This window comes from Raoultella sp. (genome assembly GCF_039594335.1).
Classification (GTDB): Bacteria; Pseudomonadota; Gammaproteobacteria; order Enterobacterales; family Enterobacteriaceae; genus Klebsiella.
In genome coordinates this window covers 1-18,407 of the sequence record NZ_JBCNNS010000079.1, presented here as the reverse complement: position 1 = coordinate 18,407, position 18,407 = coordinate 1, and the positions used below count along the sequence as shown (strand labels likewise).

Annotated in this window: 19 protein-coding genes and 1 riboswitch; of the genes, 12 read left to right on the top strand and 7 right to left on the bottom strand. The window is 55.3% G+C overall.

What is annotated here, in order from left to right; translation table 11 throughout:
- Positions 1–325 precede the first annotated feature (325 nt).
- Both purH and purD read left to right on the top strand, forming a co-directional pair.
- The gene (gene purH, locus ACZAHD_RS14650) at positions 326–1,915 is read left to right on the top strand and encodes a bifunctional phosphoribosylaminoimidazolecarboxamide formyltransferase/IMP cyclohydrolase (RefSeq protein ID WP_462457425.1); all 1,590 of its coding nucleotides are present in this window, start codon (positions 326–328) and stop codon (positions 1,913–1,915) included.
- A 15-nt stretch (positions 1,916–1,930) separates the two neighbouring features.
- Positions 1,931–3,220, top strand: a complete 1,290-nt coding sequence (purD, locus tag ACZAHD_RS14645; RefSeq protein ID WP_462457424.1) for a phosphoribosylamine--glycine ligase — start codon at positions 1,931–1,933, stop codon at positions 3,218–3,220.
- A 184-nt stretch (positions 3,221–3,404) separates the two neighbouring features.
- Here purD and ACZAHD_RS14640 read toward each other — a convergent pair whose 3' ends face one another.
- From ACZAHD_RS14640 to nudC, 6 genes are all read right to left on the bottom strand, one after another.
- Positions 3,405–4,097 carry a DUF1481 domain-containing protein gene (locus ACZAHD_RS14640; protein ID WP_462457426.1) on the bottom strand — a complete coding sequence of 231 codons (693 nt, stop codon included), beginning with the start codon at positions 4,095–4,097 and terminating at the stop codon, positions 3,405–3,407.
- A gap of 12 nt (positions 4,098–4,109) precedes the next feature.
- Positions 4,110–4,382, bottom strand: coding sequence for a nucleoid-associated protein HU-alpha (gene hupA, locus ACZAHD_RS14635; protein WP_002884342.1), 273 nt, complete (start codon positions 4,380–4,382; stop codon positions 4,110–4,112).
- Between the two features lie 186 nt (positions 4,383–4,568).
- On the bottom strand, positions 4,569–5,159 hold the full coding sequence (locus tag ACZAHD_RS14630; protein WP_462457423.1) for a YjaG family protein: 591 nt from the start codon (positions 5,157–5,159) through the stop codon (positions 4,569–4,571).
- Between the two features lie 42 nt (positions 5,160–5,201).
- Positions 5,202–5,873, bottom strand: a complete 672-nt coding sequence (gene nfi, locus ACZAHD_RS14625; protein WP_462457422.1) for a deoxyribonuclease V — start codon at positions 5,871–5,873, stop codon at positions 5,202–5,204.
- Between the two features lie 9 nt (positions 5,874–5,882).
- Complete coding sequence (gene hemE / locus ACZAHD_RS14620; protein ID WP_462457421.1) at positions 5,883–6,947, bottom strand: uroporphyrinogen decarboxylase; 1,065 nt, start codon at positions 6,945–6,947, stop codon at positions 5,883–5,885.
- A gap of 39 nt (positions 6,948–6,986) precedes the next feature.
- A complete protein-coding gene (nudC, locus tag ACZAHD_RS14615) occupies positions 6,987–7,760 on the bottom strand; it encodes an NAD(+) diphosphatase (protein WP_462457420.1) in 774 nt (257 codons plus the stop codon).
- Between the two features lie 93 nt (positions 7,761–7,853).
- Here nudC and rsd point away from each other — a divergent pair, with 93 nt between their 5' ends.
- The 10 genes from rsd to ACZAHD_RS14565 all read left to right on the top strand — a co-directional run bounded on the left by rsd (position 7,854) and on the right by ACZAHD_RS14565 (position 16,609).
- Positions 7,854–8,351: a sigma D regulator gene (rsd, locus tag ACZAHD_RS14610; RefSeq protein WP_462457419.1), complete on the top strand. Its 498-nt coding sequence runs from the start codon at positions 7,854–7,856 to the stop codon at positions 8,349–8,351.
- Between the two features lie 54 nt (positions 8,352–8,405).
- A riboswitch (TPP riboswitch) is annotated at positions 8,406–8,519 on the top strand.
- Positions 8,520–8,604: 85 nt separating this feature from the next.
- Positions 8,605–10,500: a phosphomethylpyrimidine synthase ThiC gene (thiC, locus tag ACZAHD_RS14605; protein WP_462457418.1), complete on the top strand. Its 1,896-nt coding sequence runs from the start codon at positions 8,605–8,607 to the stop codon at positions 10,498–10,500.
- Positions 10,500–11,135: a thiamine phosphate synthase gene (thiE, locus tag ACZAHD_RS14600; RefSeq protein ID WP_462457417.1), complete on the top strand. Its 636-nt coding sequence runs from the start codon at positions 10,500–10,502 to the stop codon at positions 11,133–11,135. Before thiC ends, thiE begins: the two co-directional genes overlap by 1 nt.
- Positions 11,128–11,883, top strand: a complete 756-nt coding sequence (locus ACZAHD_RS14595; protein ID WP_462457416.1) for a HesA/MoeB/ThiF family protein — start codon at positions 11,128–11,130, stop codon at positions 11,881–11,883. The genes thiE and ACZAHD_RS14595 overlap by 8 nt, the downstream gene beginning before the upstream one ends.
- A complete protein-coding gene (thiS, locus tag ACZAHD_RS14590) occupies positions 11,867–12,067 on the top strand; it encodes a sulfur carrier protein ThiS (protein ID WP_462457415.1) in 201 nt (66 codons plus the stop codon). The genes ACZAHD_RS14595 and thiS overlap by 17 nt, the downstream gene beginning before the upstream one ends.
- A 1-nt stretch (position 12,068) precedes the next feature.
- Entirely contained in the window at positions 12,069–12,839 is a 771-nt protein-coding gene (thiG, locus tag ACZAHD_RS14585; protein WP_462457414.1) for a thiazole synthase, read from the top strand.
- Positions 12,836–13,969 carry a 2-iminoacetate synthase ThiH gene (gene thiH / locus ACZAHD_RS14580; protein WP_462457413.1) on the top strand — a complete coding sequence of 378 codons (1,134 nt, stop codon included), beginning with the start codon at positions 12,836–12,838 and terminating at the stop codon, positions 13,967–13,969. Before thiG ends, thiH begins: the two co-directional genes overlap by 4 nt.
- A 320-nt stretch (positions 13,970–14,289) precedes the next feature.
- Positions 14,290–15,819 carry a sensor domain-containing diguanylate cyclase gene (locus ACZAHD_RS14575; RefSeq protein ID WP_462457412.1) on the top strand — a complete coding sequence of 510 codons (1,530 nt, stop codon included), beginning with the start codon at positions 14,290–14,292 and terminating at the stop codon, positions 15,817–15,819.
- Positions 15,820–15,991: 172 nt separating this feature from the next.
- Positions 15,992–16,297 carry a PTS sugar transporter subunit IIB gene (locus ACZAHD_RS14570; RefSeq protein WP_041143545.1) on the top strand — a complete coding sequence of 102 codons (306 nt, stop codon included), beginning with the start codon at positions 15,992–15,994 and terminating at the stop codon, positions 16,295–16,297.
- Positions 16,298–16,300: 3 nt separating this feature from the next.
- On the top strand, positions 16,301–16,609 hold the full coding sequence (locus ACZAHD_RS14565) for a PTS lactose/cellobiose transporter subunit IIA (RefSeq protein WP_004118423.1): 309 nt from the start codon (positions 16,301–16,303) through the stop codon (positions 16,607–16,609).
- Positions 16,610–16,658: 49 nt separating this feature from the next.
- On the opposite strand, the gene ACZAHD_RS14560 is transcribed toward ACZAHD_RS14565, so the two are convergent.
- A complete protein-coding gene (locus ACZAHD_RS14560; RefSeq protein WP_462457411.1) occupies positions 16,659–17,999 on the bottom strand; it encodes an anaerobic C4-dicarboxylate transporter in 1,341 nt (446 codons plus the stop codon).
- Between the last annotated feature and the right edge of the window lie 408 nt (positions 18,000–18,407).

Below are 18,407 nucleotides of genomic sequence, written 5' to 3'. Positions count from 1 at the left end.
TTCTCGAGCGCCCGCAATAGAAAAATTGCAGAAAAATGACTGACTGCTGCATTCCCCAGCAAAACCCCACTTTATACCCTGTTACACACAGAATTATCCACAGACCACATCTCTTCGTAGCTGATAAAGTCCATCAAAAACCCCTTCTATATAGAGAAGAGAGCGGCAAAAAAGAGAAAGATAAAAATTCGCGAGCGTTGCGCAAACGTTTTCGTTACAATGCCGCGCTATGACAAGGATGCCCGGTGGGGTGCGTCAGGTGAGTTTTTAGACAAAAATTCACCTAACGCTCTCTGTAATGTTCAAATCCTGGGGATTTAATACCATGCAACAACGTCGTCCAGTCCGCCGCGCTCTGCTCAGTGTTTCTGACAAGGCCGGTATCGTCGAATTCGCGCAGGCTCTTTCCGCTCGTGGTGTCGAGCTACTGTCTACGGGTGGTACCGCACGCCTGCTGGCGGAGAAAGGTCTGCCGGTAACCGAAGTCTCTGACTACACCGGTTTCCCGGAAATGATGGATGGACGCGTTAAGACCCTGCATCCAAAAGTACACGGCGGCATTCTCGGCCGTCGCGGCCAGGATGATGAGATCATGGCCCGGCACGCGATCTCTCCTATCGATATGGTTGTTGTTAACCTTTATCCGTTCGCCCAGACCGTCGCCCGCGAAGGGTGTTCACTGGAAGATGCGGTGGAGAATATCGATATCGGCGGTCCGACAATGGTGCGCTCCGCAGCCAAGAACCATAAAGACGTGGCTATCGTAGTGAAGAGCCATGACTACAACGCGATTATTAAAGAGATGGATGCGAATGACGGGTCCCTGACTCTGGAAACCCGCTTCGATCTCGCCATTAAAGCTTTCGAGCACACCGCCGCCTACGACAGCATGATTGCTAACTACTTCGGCAGCATGGTTCCGGCCTATCACGGTGAGACTCAGCAAGCCTCCGGCCGCTTCCCGCGTACGCTGAACCTGAACTTCATTAAGAAGCAGGATATGCGCTACGGCGAGAACAGCCATCAGCAGGCTGCTTTCTATATAGAAGAAGAAATTAAAGAAGCGTCGGTTGCGACCGCCACCCAAGTCCAAGGCAAAGCACTTTCTTATAACAACATCGCCGATACCGATGCGGCGCTGGAGTGTGTAAAAGAGTTCAGCGAACCGGCCTGCGTGATTGTTAAACACGCCAACCCATGCGGCGTTGCGGTCAGCACCTCAATTCTGGATGCTTACGATCGCGCCTACAAAACCGACCCGACCTCCGCGTTCGGCGGCATTATCGCCTTCAACCGCGAACTGGATGCGGAAACCGCGCAGGCCATCATTTCTCGCCAGTTTGTTGAAGTGATCATTGCGCCATCCGCCAGTGAAGAGGCCCTGAAGATTACTGCGGCCAAGCAGAACGTCCGCGTTCTGACCTGCGGCGAGTGGGCGGCACGCGTTCCAGGTCTCGATTTCAAACGCGTTAACGGCGGCCTGCTGGTTCAGGATCGCGATCTGGGCATGGTCAACGCCGGTGAACTGCGCGTGGTCAGCAAACGCCAACCGACTGAACAAGAACTGCGTGACGCACTGTTCTGCTGGAAAGTGGCGAAGTTCGTGAAATCCAACGCCATTGTTTACGCCAAAGAGAATATGACTATCGGCATCGGTGCAGGCCAGATGAGCCGCGTTTACTCTGCCAAAATTGCCGGTATCAAAGCGGGCGATGAAGGTCTGGAAGTGAAAGGCTCGGCAATGGCTTCTGACGCCTTCTTCCCGTTCCGTGACGGTATCGACGCTGCTGCTGCAGTGGGCATTACCTGTGTTATCCAGCCTGGTGGCTCTATCCGTGACGACGAAGTCATTGCCGCAGCTGACGAACACGGCATTGCGATGATCTTCACCGACATGCGCCACTTCCGCCATTAATTCACGGAGCAGAACATGAAAGTATTAGTGATTGGCAACGGCGGCCGCGAGCACGCGCTGGGATGGAAAGCGGCACAATCTCCGCTGGTCGATACCGTTTACGTGGCGCCGGGTAACGCCGGCACCGCTCTGGAACCCGCGCTGCAAAACGTCAATATCGGCGTCACCGATATTGCGGCGCTGCTGGACTTTGCACAGCGCGAAAAGATCGATCTAACCATCGTCGGCCCGGAAGCACCGCTGGTGATTGGCATTGTCGATGCGTTCCGCGCTGCGGGCCTGAAAATCTTCGGCCCGACCGAAGGCGCCGCCCAGTTGGAAGGCTCTAAAGCCTTTACCAAAGATTTCCTCGCGCGGCATAACATTCCGACCGCGGAATATCAGAACTTCACCGAAGTCGAACCGGCGCTGGCCTATCTGCGTGAAAAAGGCGCGCCGATTGTTATCAAGGCGGACGGTCTGGCGGCGGGTAAAGGCGTGATTGTTGCGATGACGCTGCAGGAAGCGGAAGAGGCCGTTCAGGATATGCTGGCCGGCAATGCCTTTGGCGACGCGGGCCATCGAATCGTGATCGAAGAGTTCCTCGACGGCGAAGAAGCCAGCTTTATCGTCATGGTCGACGGCGAACACGTCCTGCCGATGGCCACCAGCCAGGACCACAAACGCGTAGGTAATGGCGATACCGGTCCGAATACCGGTGGTATGGGCGCCTATTCACCCGCCCCGGTGGTCACGGATGAGGTTCATCAGCGCACCATGGATCGCATCATTTGGCCAACGGTCAAAGGCATGGCGGCGGAAGGCAATACCTATACCGGTTTCCTGTACGCCGGTCTGATGATCGACAAACAGGGCAATCCAAAAGTCATTGAGTTCAACTGCCGTTTCGGCGATCCGGAAACGCAGCCCATTATGCTGCGAATGAAATCCGACATGGTGGAGCTGTGCCTCGCCGCCTGTGACGGTAAGCTGGATGAGAAAACCTCCGAGTGGGACGATCGTGCCTCGCTGGGCGTGGTGGTCGCCGCAGGCGGCTATCCGGGCAGCTACACCACCGGCGACGAAATCTTCGGCCTGCCGCAGGAAGAAGCGGTGGATGGCAAGGTCTTCCATGCCGGGACGAAGTTTGCCGACGACCAGCGCGTGGTGACTAATGGCGGCCGCGTACTGTGCGTGACGGCATTGGGCGACACCGTTGCCCAGGCGCAGCAGCGCGCCTACGAGCTCCTGACAGGTATTCATTGGGAAGGCAGCTTCAGCCGTAGCGATATTGGCTGGCGCGCTATTGCCCGCGAGCAACGCTAGCACCTCAGCGTGACCTCATAACAGGCCTCATTGACGGGCGGCTTCATTCTGGAGTCGCCCGTTTTTTATCGTCGGTCCGCCGCTGCGGAATATATGCGACTACGCGCCACAGAGAAGCGTATGGAGGAGGAAGACAGAGGGAACGGTAACTGCGCCGATAGCGTAAAGCGTCACTGACAGGACGTCAGAAGGTTTTTTCCTGCGGCTGCCAGGTACAGAAGTCTTCGTTGGCCACCAGCAAAAGCTGAGCGCCGTCTGCGGCTTCCAGCCACGCCACGCTCACCTCAACCGAGGAGTGATTCTGGCGGCGTTCAATGTGAGCTAAGGCCCGTGCATCCAGATCCGGCTTCACGGTTTGCCCTTCACAGGTCGTCACGGTCTGGTTGGCATGCCAGCGTCCCTGACGCAGAACAACACGCCCCTGCCGTAATGCATCGCTGGTCTGGCGAATTTGCGTTGCCCGGTAGCGGTAAAGCGCCACCTGATCGCTGGAAAGCTGCTGCTTTTGCCCGTCCACTTCGCGCTGCATAAAGCTCAGCTCGCCCTGGTCATCAAAACGGACGCGAATGTGTTCCGTCGGTTTGCCGTAGACGTTGAGTTCGATAAACGTGAGTCGGTCACCCCGCCAGCGGTATTCGCTGGTTGAAGTATTGCCGTGGCGCCACGGGCTGAAGGCGGCAAGCAGATGCACTTCGTCGTGGGAGTCCAGGCGCCAGATACGCATCGCGCCCTGGTTTTCCGCATACCCGCTGGCGGTAAAAGGTGGGACAGAAGAGTCATGGCTACAGGCAGAGATCATCACGATACCCGCCAACATCAATACGCGACGCCAGATAGACAAAAGGGGCTTTAAGGCCCCTTCGTTAAAACTGTACACTGCCACGCGGTCTTACTTAACTGCGTCTTTCAGTGCTTTACCAGAAACAAACGCCGGCACGTTAGCAGCGGCAATTTTGATTTCTTTACCGGTCTGCGGGTTGCGGCCAGTACGCTCAGCGCGGTGGTTCACTTTGAAGGTACCGAAACCAACCAGTTGAACAGCATCACCTTCTTTCAGAGACTCGGTAATTGCAGCCAGGGTAGATTCCAGGGCAGCTTTTGCCTGTGCTTTGGACAGGTCAGCTTTGTCCGCAATTACATCAATCAGTTGAGTCTTGTTCATAAGTTATCCTTACAATGTGTTTATCGCTTGCTAAGCACCGAGTGCGACGGAAATGCCTGAAAAGCACTCTCCTGCATACACGCACCGATAGCCACTTTTTTTCGCCCTCCAAATGTAGACCAGACGGGGGGCGGAATGGAAGCCTTCAGACGCTACAATTCAGGCGGTAAATCACGTTTTCTGGTCTCACTGCTGAAAATTTATACCAATATTGCTCTCACCAGCTTCACGAAGGTCTGCACGCAGCCCTTTGATCAGTTCGATATCACGTTCTTCACAGTCGGCCAGCAGGCGGAAAATTTCCCACTGAATATCCCATTCTTGCTCAACCGCCGGGTTCTCTTTGAGCTCTTCGTCGGTCATTTCGCGACCCGCCTGGGTCATTTCCAGCATCGCGACGGTGGTGATCGAACTCTTACTCACCTCAATGGCGTGCTCAAGCGTTTCTCCGCTCAGACGCGAATGAATCAGCTCACTCAGAGCAACACAGGCGTCGATAGCCGGATACACACCGTACAGATCATAGTCGTCGGCAAGCGGAATCGCCTCTTCCAGTTTTTCCAGCTGGCTATCGAAATTCACCTTCGCATCTTTAACGGTCAGGGTTTCCCAAATCAGATCGAGGATACGACGATACAGCTGGCCGTCGGCAAATTCGGTTTGCTGGCAGAACATCGCGTAATTGGGGTACATGCGCTCGCACAAACAGGCCATAAAAGTGACGTGCTGCCAGCTTTCCAGCTTCTCCAGGCGCAGATGAATCGGGTTTTGTAACATGATGAATTCTCGAAGTCAGAAATTAGCCGCAGTGTACCTGAATCAGCGGTGATTTGCTTGCCAACGCACAAATGCCGGACGCCGCGAGGCAACCGCATCAGCCCAGCGCGTAGGCTCCGGCAGGCGGTAGCCCTTGATGCAGCGCTGAACCCATGCCAGCGCACTATCGAGAGCCACCCGGTGACCGGTGCTGACAAACAGCGGGTTGCAGCGCGCTTTGCTGCGCCAGACCCACGCCAACTGCTCGTTTTTGTCCATCAGCGGCGCCAGCCCCCCCGACTCATCGTCCGGCAGCGTAAACTGACCGCACAGACGCTTTTTGGCCACCCCGATGGTCGGGACATCCACCAGCAGGCCAAAATGGCTGGCGACGCCCAGACGACGGGGATGGGAAATCCCGTGGCCATCGACAAAAAGCAGATCCGGTTTTTGTGCAAGCTGCTGCCACGCCGCTAGCAGCGCGGGTGTTTCACGAAAGGAGAGAAAACCGGGGATATACGGCATGGTGGTAGCCACTCGCGCCACCTGATACTCAACCAGTTCCAGAGAGGGATAAGCGAGCAGCACAATAGCCGCCCGCGTCACGTCACCTTCTTGCTCGAAGCCAACGTCCGCACCGCCGATCAGCCGGGGAGGATCGCGATCCAGTCGATCCGCACGAATGACCGACGCGGCCAGCTCTTGCTGCCGCTCGCGTAGCGACGCCAGATCCATATTCGCTCCTTAACGATGGTATTGCGCCGACAACCGGTGCACCGCTTCCACAAATACGCCCGCGTGTTCAGGGTTCACATCCTGATGGATGCCATGGCCCAGGTTGAAGACATGACCCTCTCCCTGACCAAAGCCAGCCAGTATGGTCGCGACTTCCTCTTCAATGCGGCCAGCAGGCGCATAGAGCATCGAGGGATCCATATTGCCCTGCAACGCCACTTTGTGGCCCACGCGACGGCGAGCGTCGGCGATATCGGTGGTCCAGTCGAGACCCAGCGCATCGCAGCCGGTTTCGGCCATTGCTTCGAGCCACTGTCCGCCGCCTTTGGTGAATAAGGTCACCGGGACGCGACGGCCTTCATTTTCACGCAGCAGGCCATCAACGATTTTGTGCATGTAATATAGTGAGAACTGCTGATAATCGCGGCCAGTCAGCACGCCACCCCAGGTATCGAAAATCATCACCGACTGGGCACCCGCTTTGATTTGAGCGTTCAGGTACAGCGTGACGCTTTTGGCCAGCTTTTCGAGCAGCGCATGCAGCGCCTGCGGGTCGGCATACATCATTTTCTTGATCACGGTGAAGGCCTTGCTGCTCCCCCCTTCAACCATATAGGTCGCCAGCGTCCACGGGCTACCGGAGAAGCCAATCAGTGGAACCTCGCCTTTTAGTTCGCGGCGAATCGTCCGCACGGCATTCATCACGTAGCCGAGCTCATCTTCCGGATCGGGCACCGGCAGTTTGTCGACATCGGCCTTGCAGGTAATCGTCGAGGTGAAACGGGGGCCTTCACCAGTTTCGAAATAGAGCCCCAGCCCCATGGCGTCCGGGATGGTCAAAATGTCCGAGAAGAGGATCGCCGCGTCCAGCGCATAGCGGCGCATCGGCTGCAATGTGACTTCGCAGGCCAGCTCGGCGTTTTTACACAGCGACATAAAGTCGCCCGCCTGGGCGCGAGTGGCTTTGTACTCCGGTAAATAGCGGCCCGCCTGGCGCATCATCCACACCGGGGTCACATCAACGGGTTGGCGCAGCAGCGCACGCAGATAACGATCGTTCTTCAGTTCGGTCATTTTGCAGTTCCTTAAGCGTCAGGCCGTTATTGTATCACGTCATTCCTCGTCAGCCCGACACATTGCCACAGTGTCTTCTATCAGACGGCGCGCTACCGTACCCGGCGGCGGCAGCAGCGGTAAATCGTCATAGCGATACCAGCCAGCCTGCAGCAGCTCTTTCTTGTCGATCACAATGTCGCCGCTATCATATTCCGCCATAAATGCGGTCATTAGCGACTGCGGGAACGGCCATGGCTGGGAGGTCACATAGCGCAGATTTTTCACCTTCAGACCGCACTCTTCCATCACCTCACGGGCAACCGCCTCCTCAAGGGTCTCCCCCACTTCGACAAATCCAGCCAGCACCGTATGTACGCCATTACGATGGCGGGTGTGCTGTGCCAGCAAGATCGAGTCGTCCCGGCGAATCGCCACGATCATGCAGGGTGCGATTTGCGGGTAATAACGCTCGCGGCAGTGGTTGCAGAGCATCGCCCATTCGGTTTTGCTGGGATGCATAGGATGCCCGCAGTAACCGCAAAATTGATGCGAGCGGTAAAATTCGGCGAGCTGAACCCCGCGTCCCGCCAGCTGAAACAGTCCCGGATCCTGATCCAATAACTGCCGCAACGATCCCATATCATGCCGACGATCCTGGCGCACCATCCATACCGCGTCGCCTTGCCATTCGCCAATATGCAGCGCGTGCTGGCCGACAAGATTGAAATTTACCGCTTCGCCATGTGGTAATTCCCCATCGGGTAACCATAATTTTTGTTCGTGACTGACGATCCACCAGCCGCGATCTAATTTTTCAATAATACGATCCATATCTATTGCACTACCTTCGTTTTACTGGCACTTTTAACATTATATTTACATTTTGGTGAGCAACGTTATTTTCTTAATCTTGCGGAGTCAACCATGTTAAACCAGCTGGAAAACCTGACGAAACGTGTTGGAGGCAGTAATGAACTGGTCGATCGCTGGCTGCATGTACGTAAGCATTTGCTCGTCGCTTACTACAAGCTGGTTGGCCTGAAACCGGCAAAAGAATCCTTTATGCGGCTTAACGAAAAGGCGCTGGATAACTTTTGCCAAAGCCTGGTGGATTATCTCTCCTCCGGCCATTTTAGTATTTATGAACGTATTCTTGGCGAAATGGAAGGTGATACGCCGCTTTTGGCGGCCACCAGGCTCTATCCGCAGCTGGAAGCCAATACCCAGCAAATTATGGATGACTACGACTCCTGCCTCGAAAACGCCATCGATCACGATAATTATCTTGAGTTCCAGCAGGCTCTGTCCGATATCGGCGAAGCGCTGGAAGCCCGCTTTGCGCTGGAAGATAAGCTGATAGCCCTCGCCATTTCGTGCAACCTGCAAGACAACGTCAGCGACAATATCGCGCCGACGGCTTGAGTTGTGAATCGTTAGCGAGTAATTTACAGACATTCTCCCTCTACGGAGGGAGTTGTTATCTTGTCGGAGTGCCCATTTTCCACACTGGAAAAGGCTGAGACCGTTAATTCGGGATCCGCGGAACCTGATCAGGTTAATACCTGCGAAGGGAACAAGAGTAAACTGCGTTTAGCATCTGCCTCTTCATGGCCGATCGCATCTGTTACTCCATCCGTCGTCTGGCAAGCCATATCCTGTTTAACTGGAATGAGCTATGTCTACAACATCACTTACGCGTCGAGAGCAACGCGAACGCGCCCAGCGCTTTATCGACACCCTGGAAGGCACCGCATTTCCCAATTCGCAGCGCATCTATATCCGCGGTTCGCAGGAAGATATTCGCGTGCCGATGCGCGAAATTCAGCTTAGCCCGACGCTTATCGGCGGCAGCAAAGACCATCCTCAGTATGAAGCAAACGAAGCCATCCCGGTCTACGACACGTCCGGCCCCTATGGCGATCCGCACATCGCGATAAACGTTCAGCAGGGTCTGGCGAAACTGCGTCAACCGTGGATTGATGCGCGTCGCGACTGCGAAACGCTTAGCGATCGCAGCTCAGCCTATACCAGAGAGCGGCTGGCGGATGATAGTCTTAACGCGCTGCGCTTTTCCGGTCTGCTTACGCCCAGGCGCGCCATCGTCGGGAAATGCGTGACGCAGCTGCACTATGCCCGTCAGGGGATTGTCACCCCTGAGATGGAATTCATCGCCATTCGCGAAAATATGGGTCGCGAACGCATTCGTGGCGAAGTGCTGCGCCACCAACATCCGGGCGAAGGTTTTGGCGCTCGCCTGCCGGAGAATATCTCCGCGGAGTTCGTCCGGGATGAAGTCGCCGCCGGCCGCGCGATCATTCCAGCCAATATCAACCATCCTGAGTCGGAACCGATGATTATCGGCCGTAATTTTCTGGTGAAGGTCAACGCCAACATCGGTAACTCGGCGGTTACCTCTTCCATTGAAGAGGAGGTGGAAAAACTGGTGTGGTCGACGCGCTGGGGCGCTGACACGGTCATGGATTTGTCCACCGGGCGTTATATTCACGAAACCCGCGAGTGGATCCTGCGCAATAGCCCGGTCCCTATCGGTACCGTCCCCATCTACCAGGCGCTGGAGAAGGTGAACGGTATCGCCGAAAACCTCACCTGGGAAGCCTTCCGCGACACGCTGCTGGAGCAGGCAGAGCAAGGCGTTGACTATTTCACCATCCATGCCGGCGTCCTGCTGCGCTACGTGCCGATGACCGCCGGACGGCTGACCGGCATCGTCTCCCGCGGCGGGTCGATCATGGCGAAATGGTGCCTTTCCCATCATCAGGAGAATTTCCTGTATCAGCATTTCCGTGAAATCTGCGCAATCTGCGCCGCCTATGATGTCTCGCTCTCCTTAGGCGATGGCCTGCGCCCGGGTTCGATTCAGGATGCCAACGACGAAGCCCAGTTTGCCGAACTGCATACCCTGGGCGAGCTAACCAAAATCGCCTGGGAATATGATGTACAGGTCATGATTGAAGGACCGGGCCACGTCCCCATGCAGATGATCCGCCGCAATATGACCGAAGAGCTGACCCACTGCCACGAAGCACCGTTCTACACTCTTGGGCCATTAACCACCGATATCGCTCCCGGCTATGACCACTTCACCTCCGGTATCGGCGCGGCGATGATCGGCTGGTTCGGCTGCGCGATGCTCTGCTACGTCACACCGAAAGAGCATCTCGGCCTGCCCAATAAAGAGGACGTGAAACAGGGATTGATCACCTACAAAATCGCCGCGCATGCCGCAGACCTCGCCAAAGGGCACCCTGGGGCACAGATCCGCGATAACGCCATGTCCAAAGCGCGGTTTGAATTCCGCTGGGAAGACCAGTTTAACCTCGCGCTCGACCCGTTCACCGCCCGCGCCTATCACGATGAAACGCTGCCGCAGGAGTCCGGCAAAGTCGCCCATTTCTGCTCCATGTGCGGGCCTAAATTCTGTTCAATGAAAATCACCCAGGAAGTCCGCGATTATGCCGCCCGACAGCATATCGAAGCCGGTATGGCCGACAAATCCCAGGACTTCCGCGCTCTTGGCGGTGAGATCTATTTACGTAAGGAGCAAGCCTGATGTATCAACCCGATTTTCCATCCGTCCCTTTCCGCTTAGGACTCTACCCGGTCGTCGATAGCGTAGAGTGGATTGAACGTTTGCTGACTGCGGGCGTTCGTACTATTCAACTGCGCATCAAAGATAAACGCGACAGCGAAGTGGAAGACGATGTGGTCGCCGCCATTGCTCTGGGACGCCAACACGATGCGCGACTGTTTATTAATGATTACTGGCGGTTGGCCATCAAACATCAGGCTTATGGCGTGCATTTAGGCCAGGAAGATCTGGAAACCACAGACCTCAGCGCAATCCGCAACGCCGGCCTGCGTCTTGGTGTCTCGACCCATGACGATATGGAGATCGACGTTGCGCTGGCCGCACGCCCTTCCTACATCGCTCTGGGCCACGTTTTCCCCACGCAAACCAAACAGATGCCTTCCGCTCCTCAGGGGCTGGAACAGCTTGCCCGCCATATCCAGCGCCTGGAGGATTACCCGACGGTGGCGATCGGCGGCATCAGTCTGGCACGGGCGCCGGCGGTACTGGAAACCGGCGTTGGCAGTATTGCGATCGTCAGTGCGATTACCCAAGCGGCAGACTGGCAGCAGGCCACCGCGCAGCTACTGACGATCGCGGGAGCTGGCGATGAATGACAGCGATTTTATGCGCTATAGCCGCCAGTTGCTGCTGGAAGATATCGCCATTGAAGGCCAGCAAAAGCTGCTGGCCAGCCGGGTATTGATCGTCGGTCTCGGTGGGCTGGGTTCGCCTGCGGCGCTCTATCTGGCCGGCGCCGGCGTCGGCACGCTGGTGCTGACCGATGACGACGACGTGCACATCAGCAACCTACAGCGGCAAATTCTGTTCACCAGCGATGATATCGCTCAGCCCAAAACCACGGTCGCCAGAGCAAAGCTGGCTCGTCTCAACCCGCACATTGAACTGATTGCGCTGAGGCAGCGGTTAGGCGGAAAGGCCCTGCTGGATGAAGTGGCGAAGGCCGATGTGGTACTGGATTGCACCGATAACATGGTGACTCGCCAGGCGATCAATGCCGCCTGCGTCATGCTTAAGACCCCGCTGATTACCGCCAGCGCCGTCGGACTGGGGGGCCAGTTAATGGTACTGACGCCACCGTGGGAACAGGGCTGCTACCGCTGCCTGTGGCCGGATGATAGCGAGCCCGAACGCAACTGCCGTACGGCGGGCATCATCGGCCCGGTGGTTGGCATGATGGGCACCCTGCAGGCGCTGGAAGCAATCAAGCTGCTCAGCGGTATGGCGACGCCGCGTAATACTCTGTGTTTGTTCGACGCTCGCACCAGCAGCTGGCGTACTCTCGCGCTACAGCGGGCGCAGGGCTGTCCGGTATGCGGAGGGCAGCATGCAGGTATGGTTTAACGATGAACCGTTGCAGTGTGCCGAAGCGATCTCCGTCGCCGCTCTGCTCACTCAACTGGAACAGCATCAGCCAGGCGTCGCGCTGGCGCTCAATCAACACATTCTCCCGCGCGAGCGGTGGGAAAAACATCTTTTGCAGGAAGGCGACCAAATCCTGCTTTTTCAGGTTATCGCTGGAGGCTGACATGTTACGTATTGCGGATAAAACGTTTGAATCCCATCTTTTCACCGGCACAGGTAAATTCGCCGCCCCCGACGTCATGGTGGAGGCTATCCGCGCCTCCGGCAGTCAGTTGGTGACGCTGGCGATGAAGCGTGTCGATCTCCGTCAGCATAATGACGCAATTCTCGCGCCGCTGCTGGCGGCGGGTGTAAGCCTGTTGCCCAATACCTCCGGGGCCAAAACGGCAGAAGAAGCCGTCTTTGCCGCTCGCCTGGCGCGGGAGGCGCTGGGGACCCACTGGCTGAAGCTGGAAATCCACCCGGACGCGCGCTGGCTGCTCCCCGATCCGATTGAAACGCTGAAAGCGGCAGACATTCTGGTACGGGAAGGCTTCGTGGTGCTCCCCTACTGCGGCGCCGATCCGGTGCTGTGCAAACGTCTGGAAGAAGCGGGCTGCGCGGCGGTGATGCCACTCGGCGCGCCAATCGGTTCCAATCAGGGGCTGGAAACCAAAGCGATGCTGGAGATTATTATCGAGCAGGCCACCGTGCCAGTGGTCGTTGATGCGGGTATTGGCGTGCCGAGCCATGCGGCGCAGGCGCTGGAAATGGGCGCTGACGCGGTGCTGGTGAATACCGCCATCGCCGTTGCCGACGACCCGGTAACCATGGCCCGGGCTTTCCGCCTGGCGATTGATGCCGGATTGCTGGCACGGCAGGCCGGTCCGGGCGTGCGCAGCGCTCAGGCGCAGGCCACCAGCCCGCTGACCGGCTTTCTGGAGGCGCTGGTATGAACACTTTCACTGACCGCTGGCGGCAACTGGACTGGGACGATATTCGCCTGCGTATCAACAGTAAAACCACCGCCGATGTTGAACACGCTCTGGCGGCAAAACAGCTCAGCCGTGACGATATGATGGCTCTGCTCTCTCCTGCGGCCGCAGGTTATCTGGAGCCTCTGGCGCAGCGTGCTCAGCGCCTGACTCGCCAGCGTTTTGGTAATACCGTCAGCTTTTATGTCCCGCTATATCTCTCTAATCTGTGCGCCAACGATTGTACCTACTGCGGTTTCTCAATGAGTAACCGCATCAAACGCAAGACCCTGGATGAGGCGGAAATTGCCCGTGAATGCGCGGCGATCCGCGAAATGGGCTTTGAGCATCTGCTGCTGGTGACCGGCGAACATCAGGGCAAAGTCGGGATGGACTATTTTCGCCAGCATCTGCCCGCGATTCGCCGCCAGTTCGCCTCGCTGCATATGGAGGTCCAGCCGTTGGCAATGGAGGAGTATGCCGAACTGAAAACCCTCGGGCTGGACGGGGTAATGGTCTATCAGGAGACCTATCATGAAAGCATGTATGCGAAACATCATCTGAAAGGCAAAAAACAGGACTTCTTCTGGCGGCTGGATACGCCGGATCGACTTGGACAGGCGGGGATTGATAAGATTGGCCTTGGCGCGTTAATTGGCCTCTCCGACAGCTGGCGCGTGGATTGCTTTATGGTGGCGGAACATCTGCTGTGGCTCCAGCAACGCTACTGGCGCAGCCGCTACTCCATTTCCTTTCCGCGACTACGTCCTTGCGCCGGGGGTATCGAGCCCGCCTCATTAATGGATGAACGACAGCTGGTGCAGACCATTTGCGCCTTCCGCCTGCTGGCCCCGGAAGTCGAACTCTCGCTCTCCACCCGCGAATCCCCCTGGTTCCGCGATCGGGTTATTCCGCTGGCCATCAACAACGTCAGCGCCTTTTCGAAAACCCAGCCCGGCGGATATGCCGACAACCATCCGGAGCTGGAGCAGTTCTCACCTCACGATGACCGTCGCCCGGAAGAGGTCGCCAGCGCGCTGGTGGCCAGCGGACTACAGCCGGTATGGAAAGACTGGGATAGCTGGCTGGGACGCGCTTCTCAGTCATCATGATGAAGCATGTAATTTCTTAAACGCTCTTCGTGGACGATCGTAATAAGAGAAACGGGAGATGGTGGTCATATTGCTGTTTCTCTATTCTGCCCTTGTCAGCAACGGATGCTGTCCAGGGCGGATGATATCTCTTCCTCATTTCCGCCCTGCTCCCTTCTCTTCGCGACGCAGGGAATTTTATTCATATCGAATATAAATCCGCCCATATCACAACGTCAGCATTATAATTAACGCCGTTTTATCTGATTCGCTCAGCAGGCATGCTGGCTAAACCTGCGTCTTCATCCACGGTTTAACTCTTCTGGAACGATTTACGACTCATGGCTCGTCATAACAGAAAGCTCTCTTTCACCACGCCAATTGTGATCGGGTTTGCGGGTATTTTATTCAGCTTCTTGCTCATCGCGGTGTTTGCCACGATGACACAAAGAAAAGACTTTCTTGAAGATTATCATCATATTAACCGCAACTTCACTCATAATATGGCGACGAACTATACGGAGACGCTGCTGCGGGGCAATGACTTTATCCTCAGCCGCGCCGCGACTTTCTTCTCACGAAATGACGCGCTGAACAATGCGGTCAACATCAATCCAGAGAAAGGTTTGATGCTGTTAATGCAGTTGCAGAATATGATGCAGACCGTGTCGTCAATCTCGCTGGCGGATACCGATGGGCACTATCTGCGTGCGCCCGAGGTCCTTGAGACCGAAGACAGCCAGGCCTTCAATGCCAAATCGAGACCGTGGTTTATTAAACAAGCGGAAGCCAGTACCTTCAGTCGGTATACCAGCCCGTACATCGACTACTTCACGCATCATCCGACGATTACCCTCTACAAACCCATAATCTCGTCAGAAGGACGGCTGAAAGGTAGTCTCGCTTTTCATCTTGATCTGATCTCAATGGGCTACGCGTTACGGCAGATGGTCGCCCCGGTTCAGGGGGAATTTTTTGTAGTGCAACGCGATGGTAAAGTCGTTCTTCATCCCGACCCTGGCGCATTATTCAAACCCTACGTCAGCGAAGCATTGATGAACAGAATGACCAGCGGCGAAGGCCAGCTTTACGATACCGATACCGACGCCTGGTACTATTACTATTCATTTACCAACCCCGACTGGTTCGTTATTTATCGTGTCGATAACTCGACGCTCATCAACTTAACGCGCCATGAAACGGATATCGTCTCCTGGAGTTTTGCCCTGGCCGCTATCGTCATCGTGCTGTTCGGACTCTATCTGCGCCATACTTCACGTAGCGTGTTGATGAACATCATTAACGCCATTAAAACCGGGGATGTACAGCGCGCCCCACGTCTGGAGGCTATGCTCAGCAAAGCGATTGAGAGCAATAAGCAGCGCGAGTTAACCTACGTTCGCCAGGCGACCATCGATGCGCTAACCGGCTGCAAGAACCGCCGCGCCTTCGATAGCGATATCGCCGCGCTGATGAACGATCATCATTCCTTCTCTCTCGCGCTGGTTGATATTGATAACTTCAAAGCGATAAACGACACCTGGGGTCACCTCAATGGCGATATCGTTCTGCGCAATGTCGCGCGGGAAGGGTTGCAGATCCTCCAGCCCCTGCAAATTTCACTTTACCGCTACGGCGGTGAAGAATTTGCGGTGATCTTTTCCGGGCGTAGCGATGACGCTCTGATGCTGCTGGAGAGCTGGCGGGCACGTGTCGCGTCGCGCTCCTGGCGTGAAGAGGGATTGACGGTAACTTTCAGCGCGGGCCTGGGCGAATGGAATATGGAGCCTCTGGAACAGCTAGTTGTGAGTGTGGATGAGGCGCTTTATAAAGCCAAACAGCAGGGTAAAAACCGGATCATCCGCACTTAAAACCACCGGTATCTACAGGCCCGTCAGCCTGGGTTTTACTGTTTTCAGGCATAAAACCGAAACCGGTTTCATTATTTTGTGATGCCTTACACACAATCACGGCAAAGCGGTTGTCGTGTCTGTCGGCCCGCGATAAAGATGATGCATCAAGGGAACATAAGGGCCATCTACTATGAAGAATATCGTTTTATGCTGCGCCGCTGGAATGTCCACCAGCATGCTGGTTCAACGTATGCAGGCTGCTGCGCAACAAAAGGGGGTGGAAGTCTCCATCAAAGCCGTACCGGTTGCCGAGTTTAAAGATAATCTTGCTGCTGCCGATATTATCCTGCTCGGCCCTCAGGTGAAGTACGAGCAAGCTAAGCTACAGGCGCTGGCTGACCCGTTTGGTAAAAAAGTCGCCGTTATCGATATGATGGATTACGGTATGATGAAAGGCGATGCTGTTCTCGATAAAGCCCTGAAGTTGATGGAGTAAGTCATGGAAGATTTAGAAACGATCATCATGGAGCTGTTGGTGAATGCTGGTTCAGCCCGCAGTTCGGCATTAACGGCTCTGCAGCTGGCCCGCAAAGGTGATTTTGCGGCTTCCGAGCAGGCAATGGCAGAATCACATGAGTTTGTGAAACACGCGCATAAAATCCAGACCCAGCTCATCGGCCTGGATGAAGGCACCGGTAAGCTGCCGGTGAACCTGATTACCGTTCACTCCCAGGATCATCTGATGAATGCCATGGTGATACAGGATCTGGCAACCGATATGATTGAACTGTATCGTCGCACCGCGTAGCCAAGTCACGCGATTAATAGCAGGTGCCCTTCAGACACCTGCTTTCTTATTACAAGAAACCGTAAAGCGCCGCAAAGACCCAACCAAACACGCACGAAACGCTGACGCCAATGAGCCCCGGCAGAATAAAGCTATGGTTAATCACAAAGCGGCCGATATGCGTGGTCCCTGAGCGATCGAACTGAATCGCCGCCAGGTCGCTCGGGTAGGTTGGCAGAATATAATAGCCGTAGCAGGCTGGCGCAGAGGCGACAATGTAGGCCGGATCGACGCCAATCGCCAGCGCCACCGGAACAATCGCTGCCAGCGCTGCGGCCTGGGAATTCACGAATTTGGAAACAATCAGCAGAACGATGGCATAGGCCCACGGATACTCCTTCACCATTTCGCCGAGCACGCCTTTAATCTCCGACATGTGCGCGCCGAACATCGTTTCCGCCATCCAGGCGATGCCGTACACCGCCACAATGGCGATCATCCCCGAGCGGAAAACCTCATTCTTAGAAATCGACGCCGGATTAGTTTTGGTGATGATGATAATAAGTGCGCCGGAGAACAGCATGAACATCTGAATCACCAGTACCATCGACAGCGGCTTGCCATTGAATGCCGGTCGAAGTTCGGAGAAAGCCCCCAGAACGGCAACCACGGCAATCGACGCCAGGAAGATCCACATAGCGACCCAGTTACTGGTCGGCAGTTTTCGGTCCAGCAGCGTTGCTGTATCGCCATAAACATAATGACGGTTTTCCGGCGTTGAGATGAAAGCCTGAAACTCTTCGTCTTTATCTAAGTCTTTACCGCGAAACCAGCTAAAAATGCCGATGGCCAGAATCCCCAACAGCGTAGAGGGAATGGTAATAGCCAGCAGATCGAGGAATTCGAGATGCTTGCCGTTGAAGGTAAAGTTCCCCAGCATCGCCACCAATGACACCACCGCCACAGACACCGGGCTGGCGATAATCCCCATCTGCGCGCCAATGGAACTTGCCGCCATCGGGCGTTCGGGGCGAATATTGTTCTTGATAGCGACGTCATAAATAATCGGCAGAATCGTATAAACCACGTGGCCGGTGCCGCAAAGGATGGTCAGCGTACAGGTGACGAAGGGTGCCACAATGGAGACATATTTTGGATTGCGCCGCAGAAGTTTCTCCGCAATCTGCAGCATCACATCTAACCCGCCGGAGGCCTGAAGCGTCGCCGAGGCGGCGACCACCGCAATGATCACCAGCATCACATCAACCGGCGGTTTACCCGGCTGAATATGGAAGACAAAGACCAAAATAACCAGTCCGATTCCGCCTAAAAGGCCCAGTGCGATACCGCCTTTTCTCGCACCATAAAAAAGACAAATTAAGATAATGATGAGTTGTATTGCGAATTCCATGCATCCCCCAGCCCCAGGCTATGAAAATCAAAAGATTTATTTTCCGCTGCCGTATTATTTAGCCCTCTCCCCGGCGCATTTTTTCAGATATAAAACACCCTCCCCGGCGTCATGAAACCGAAGATAAAAGGAAAAGTAATCACATGATTCATTGGACTTTTTGACTATATCGCCTTTGATTTACTGATTTTTTGATACGTGTAGAATTTTTACCCATCAATAAGTGTGGGCATTCAGAAAAAACAGCCATCCGGTTTTTATATGAATTGTTTGCTGCTTAATTGGAGGGGAAATATTAATGGAATGTAATTCATTATGAGGGAACAGAGGCGGATATTATCGTGGTACGGTGCCGGGCTAATAAAAAAGCCAGTCAGGAAACCTGACTGGCTTTTTAAGCGTAGCGTC

Coding starts and splice junctions, on each gene's coding strand:
- ACZAHD_RS14630 (WP_462457423.1), bottom strand. CDS start 5,159: ATGTTACAAAACCCGATTCATCTGCGCCTGGAGAAGCTGGAAAGCTGG.
- purH (WP_462457425.1), top strand. CDS start 326: ATGCAACAACGTCGTCCAGTCCGCCGCGCTCTGCTCAGTGTTTCTGAC.
- hemE (WP_462457421.1), bottom strand. CDS start 6,947: ATGACCGAACTGAAGAACGATCGTTATCTGCGTGCGCTGCTGCGCCAA.
- ACZAHD_RS14560 (WP_462457411.1), bottom strand. CDS start 17,999: ATGGAATTCGCAATACAACTCATCATTATCTTAATTTGTCTTTTTTAT.
- thiH (WP_462457413.1), top strand. CDS start 12,836: ATGAACACTTTCACTGACCGCTGGCGGCAACTGGACTGGGACGATATT.
- thiG (WP_462457414.1), top strand. CDS start 12,069: ATGTTACGTATTGCGGATAAAACGTTTGAATCCCATCTTTTCACCGGC.
- thiE (WP_462457417.1), top strand. CDS start 10,500: ATGTATCAACCCGATTTTCCATCCGTCCCTTTCCGCTTAGGACTCTAC.
- thiC (WP_462457418.1), top strand. CDS start 8,605: ATGTCTACAACATCACTTACGCGTCGAGAGCAACGCGAACGCGCCCAG.
- ACZAHD_RS14565 (WP_004118423.1), top strand. CDS start 16,301: ATGGAAGATTTAGAAACGATCATCATGGAGCTGTTGGTGAATGCTGGT.
- nfi (WP_462457422.1), bottom strand. CDS start 5,873: ATGGATCTGGCGTCGCTACGCGAGCGGCAGCAAGAGCTGGCCGCGTCG.
- purD (WP_462457424.1), top strand. CDS start 1,931: ATGAAAGTATTAGTGATTGGCAACGGCGGCCGCGAGCACGCGCTGGGA.
- ACZAHD_RS14570 (WP_041143545.1), top strand. CDS start 15,992: ATGAAGAATATCGTTTTATGCTGCGCCGCTGGAATGTCCACCAGCATG.
- rsd (WP_462457419.1), top strand. CDS start 7,854: ATGTTAAACCAGCTGGAAAACCTGACGAAACGTGTTGGAGGCAGTAAT.
- thiS (WP_462457415.1), top strand. CDS start 11,867: ATGCAGGTATGGTTTAACGATGAACCGTTGCAGTGTGCCGAAGCGATC.
- nudC (WP_462457420.1), bottom strand. CDS start 7,760: ATGGATCGTATTATTGAAAAATTAGATCGCGGCTGGTGGATCGTCAGT.
- hupA (WP_002884342.1), bottom strand. CDS start 4,382: ATGAACAAGACTCAACTGATTGATGTAATTGCGGACAAAGCTGACCTG.
- ACZAHD_RS14595 (WP_462457416.1), top strand. CDS start 11,128: ATGAATGACAGCGATTTTATGCGCTATAGCCGCCAGTTGCTGCTGGAA.
- ACZAHD_RS14575 (WP_462457412.1), top strand. CDS start 14,290: ATGGCTCGTCATAACAGAAAGCTCTCTTTCACCACGCCAATTGTGATC.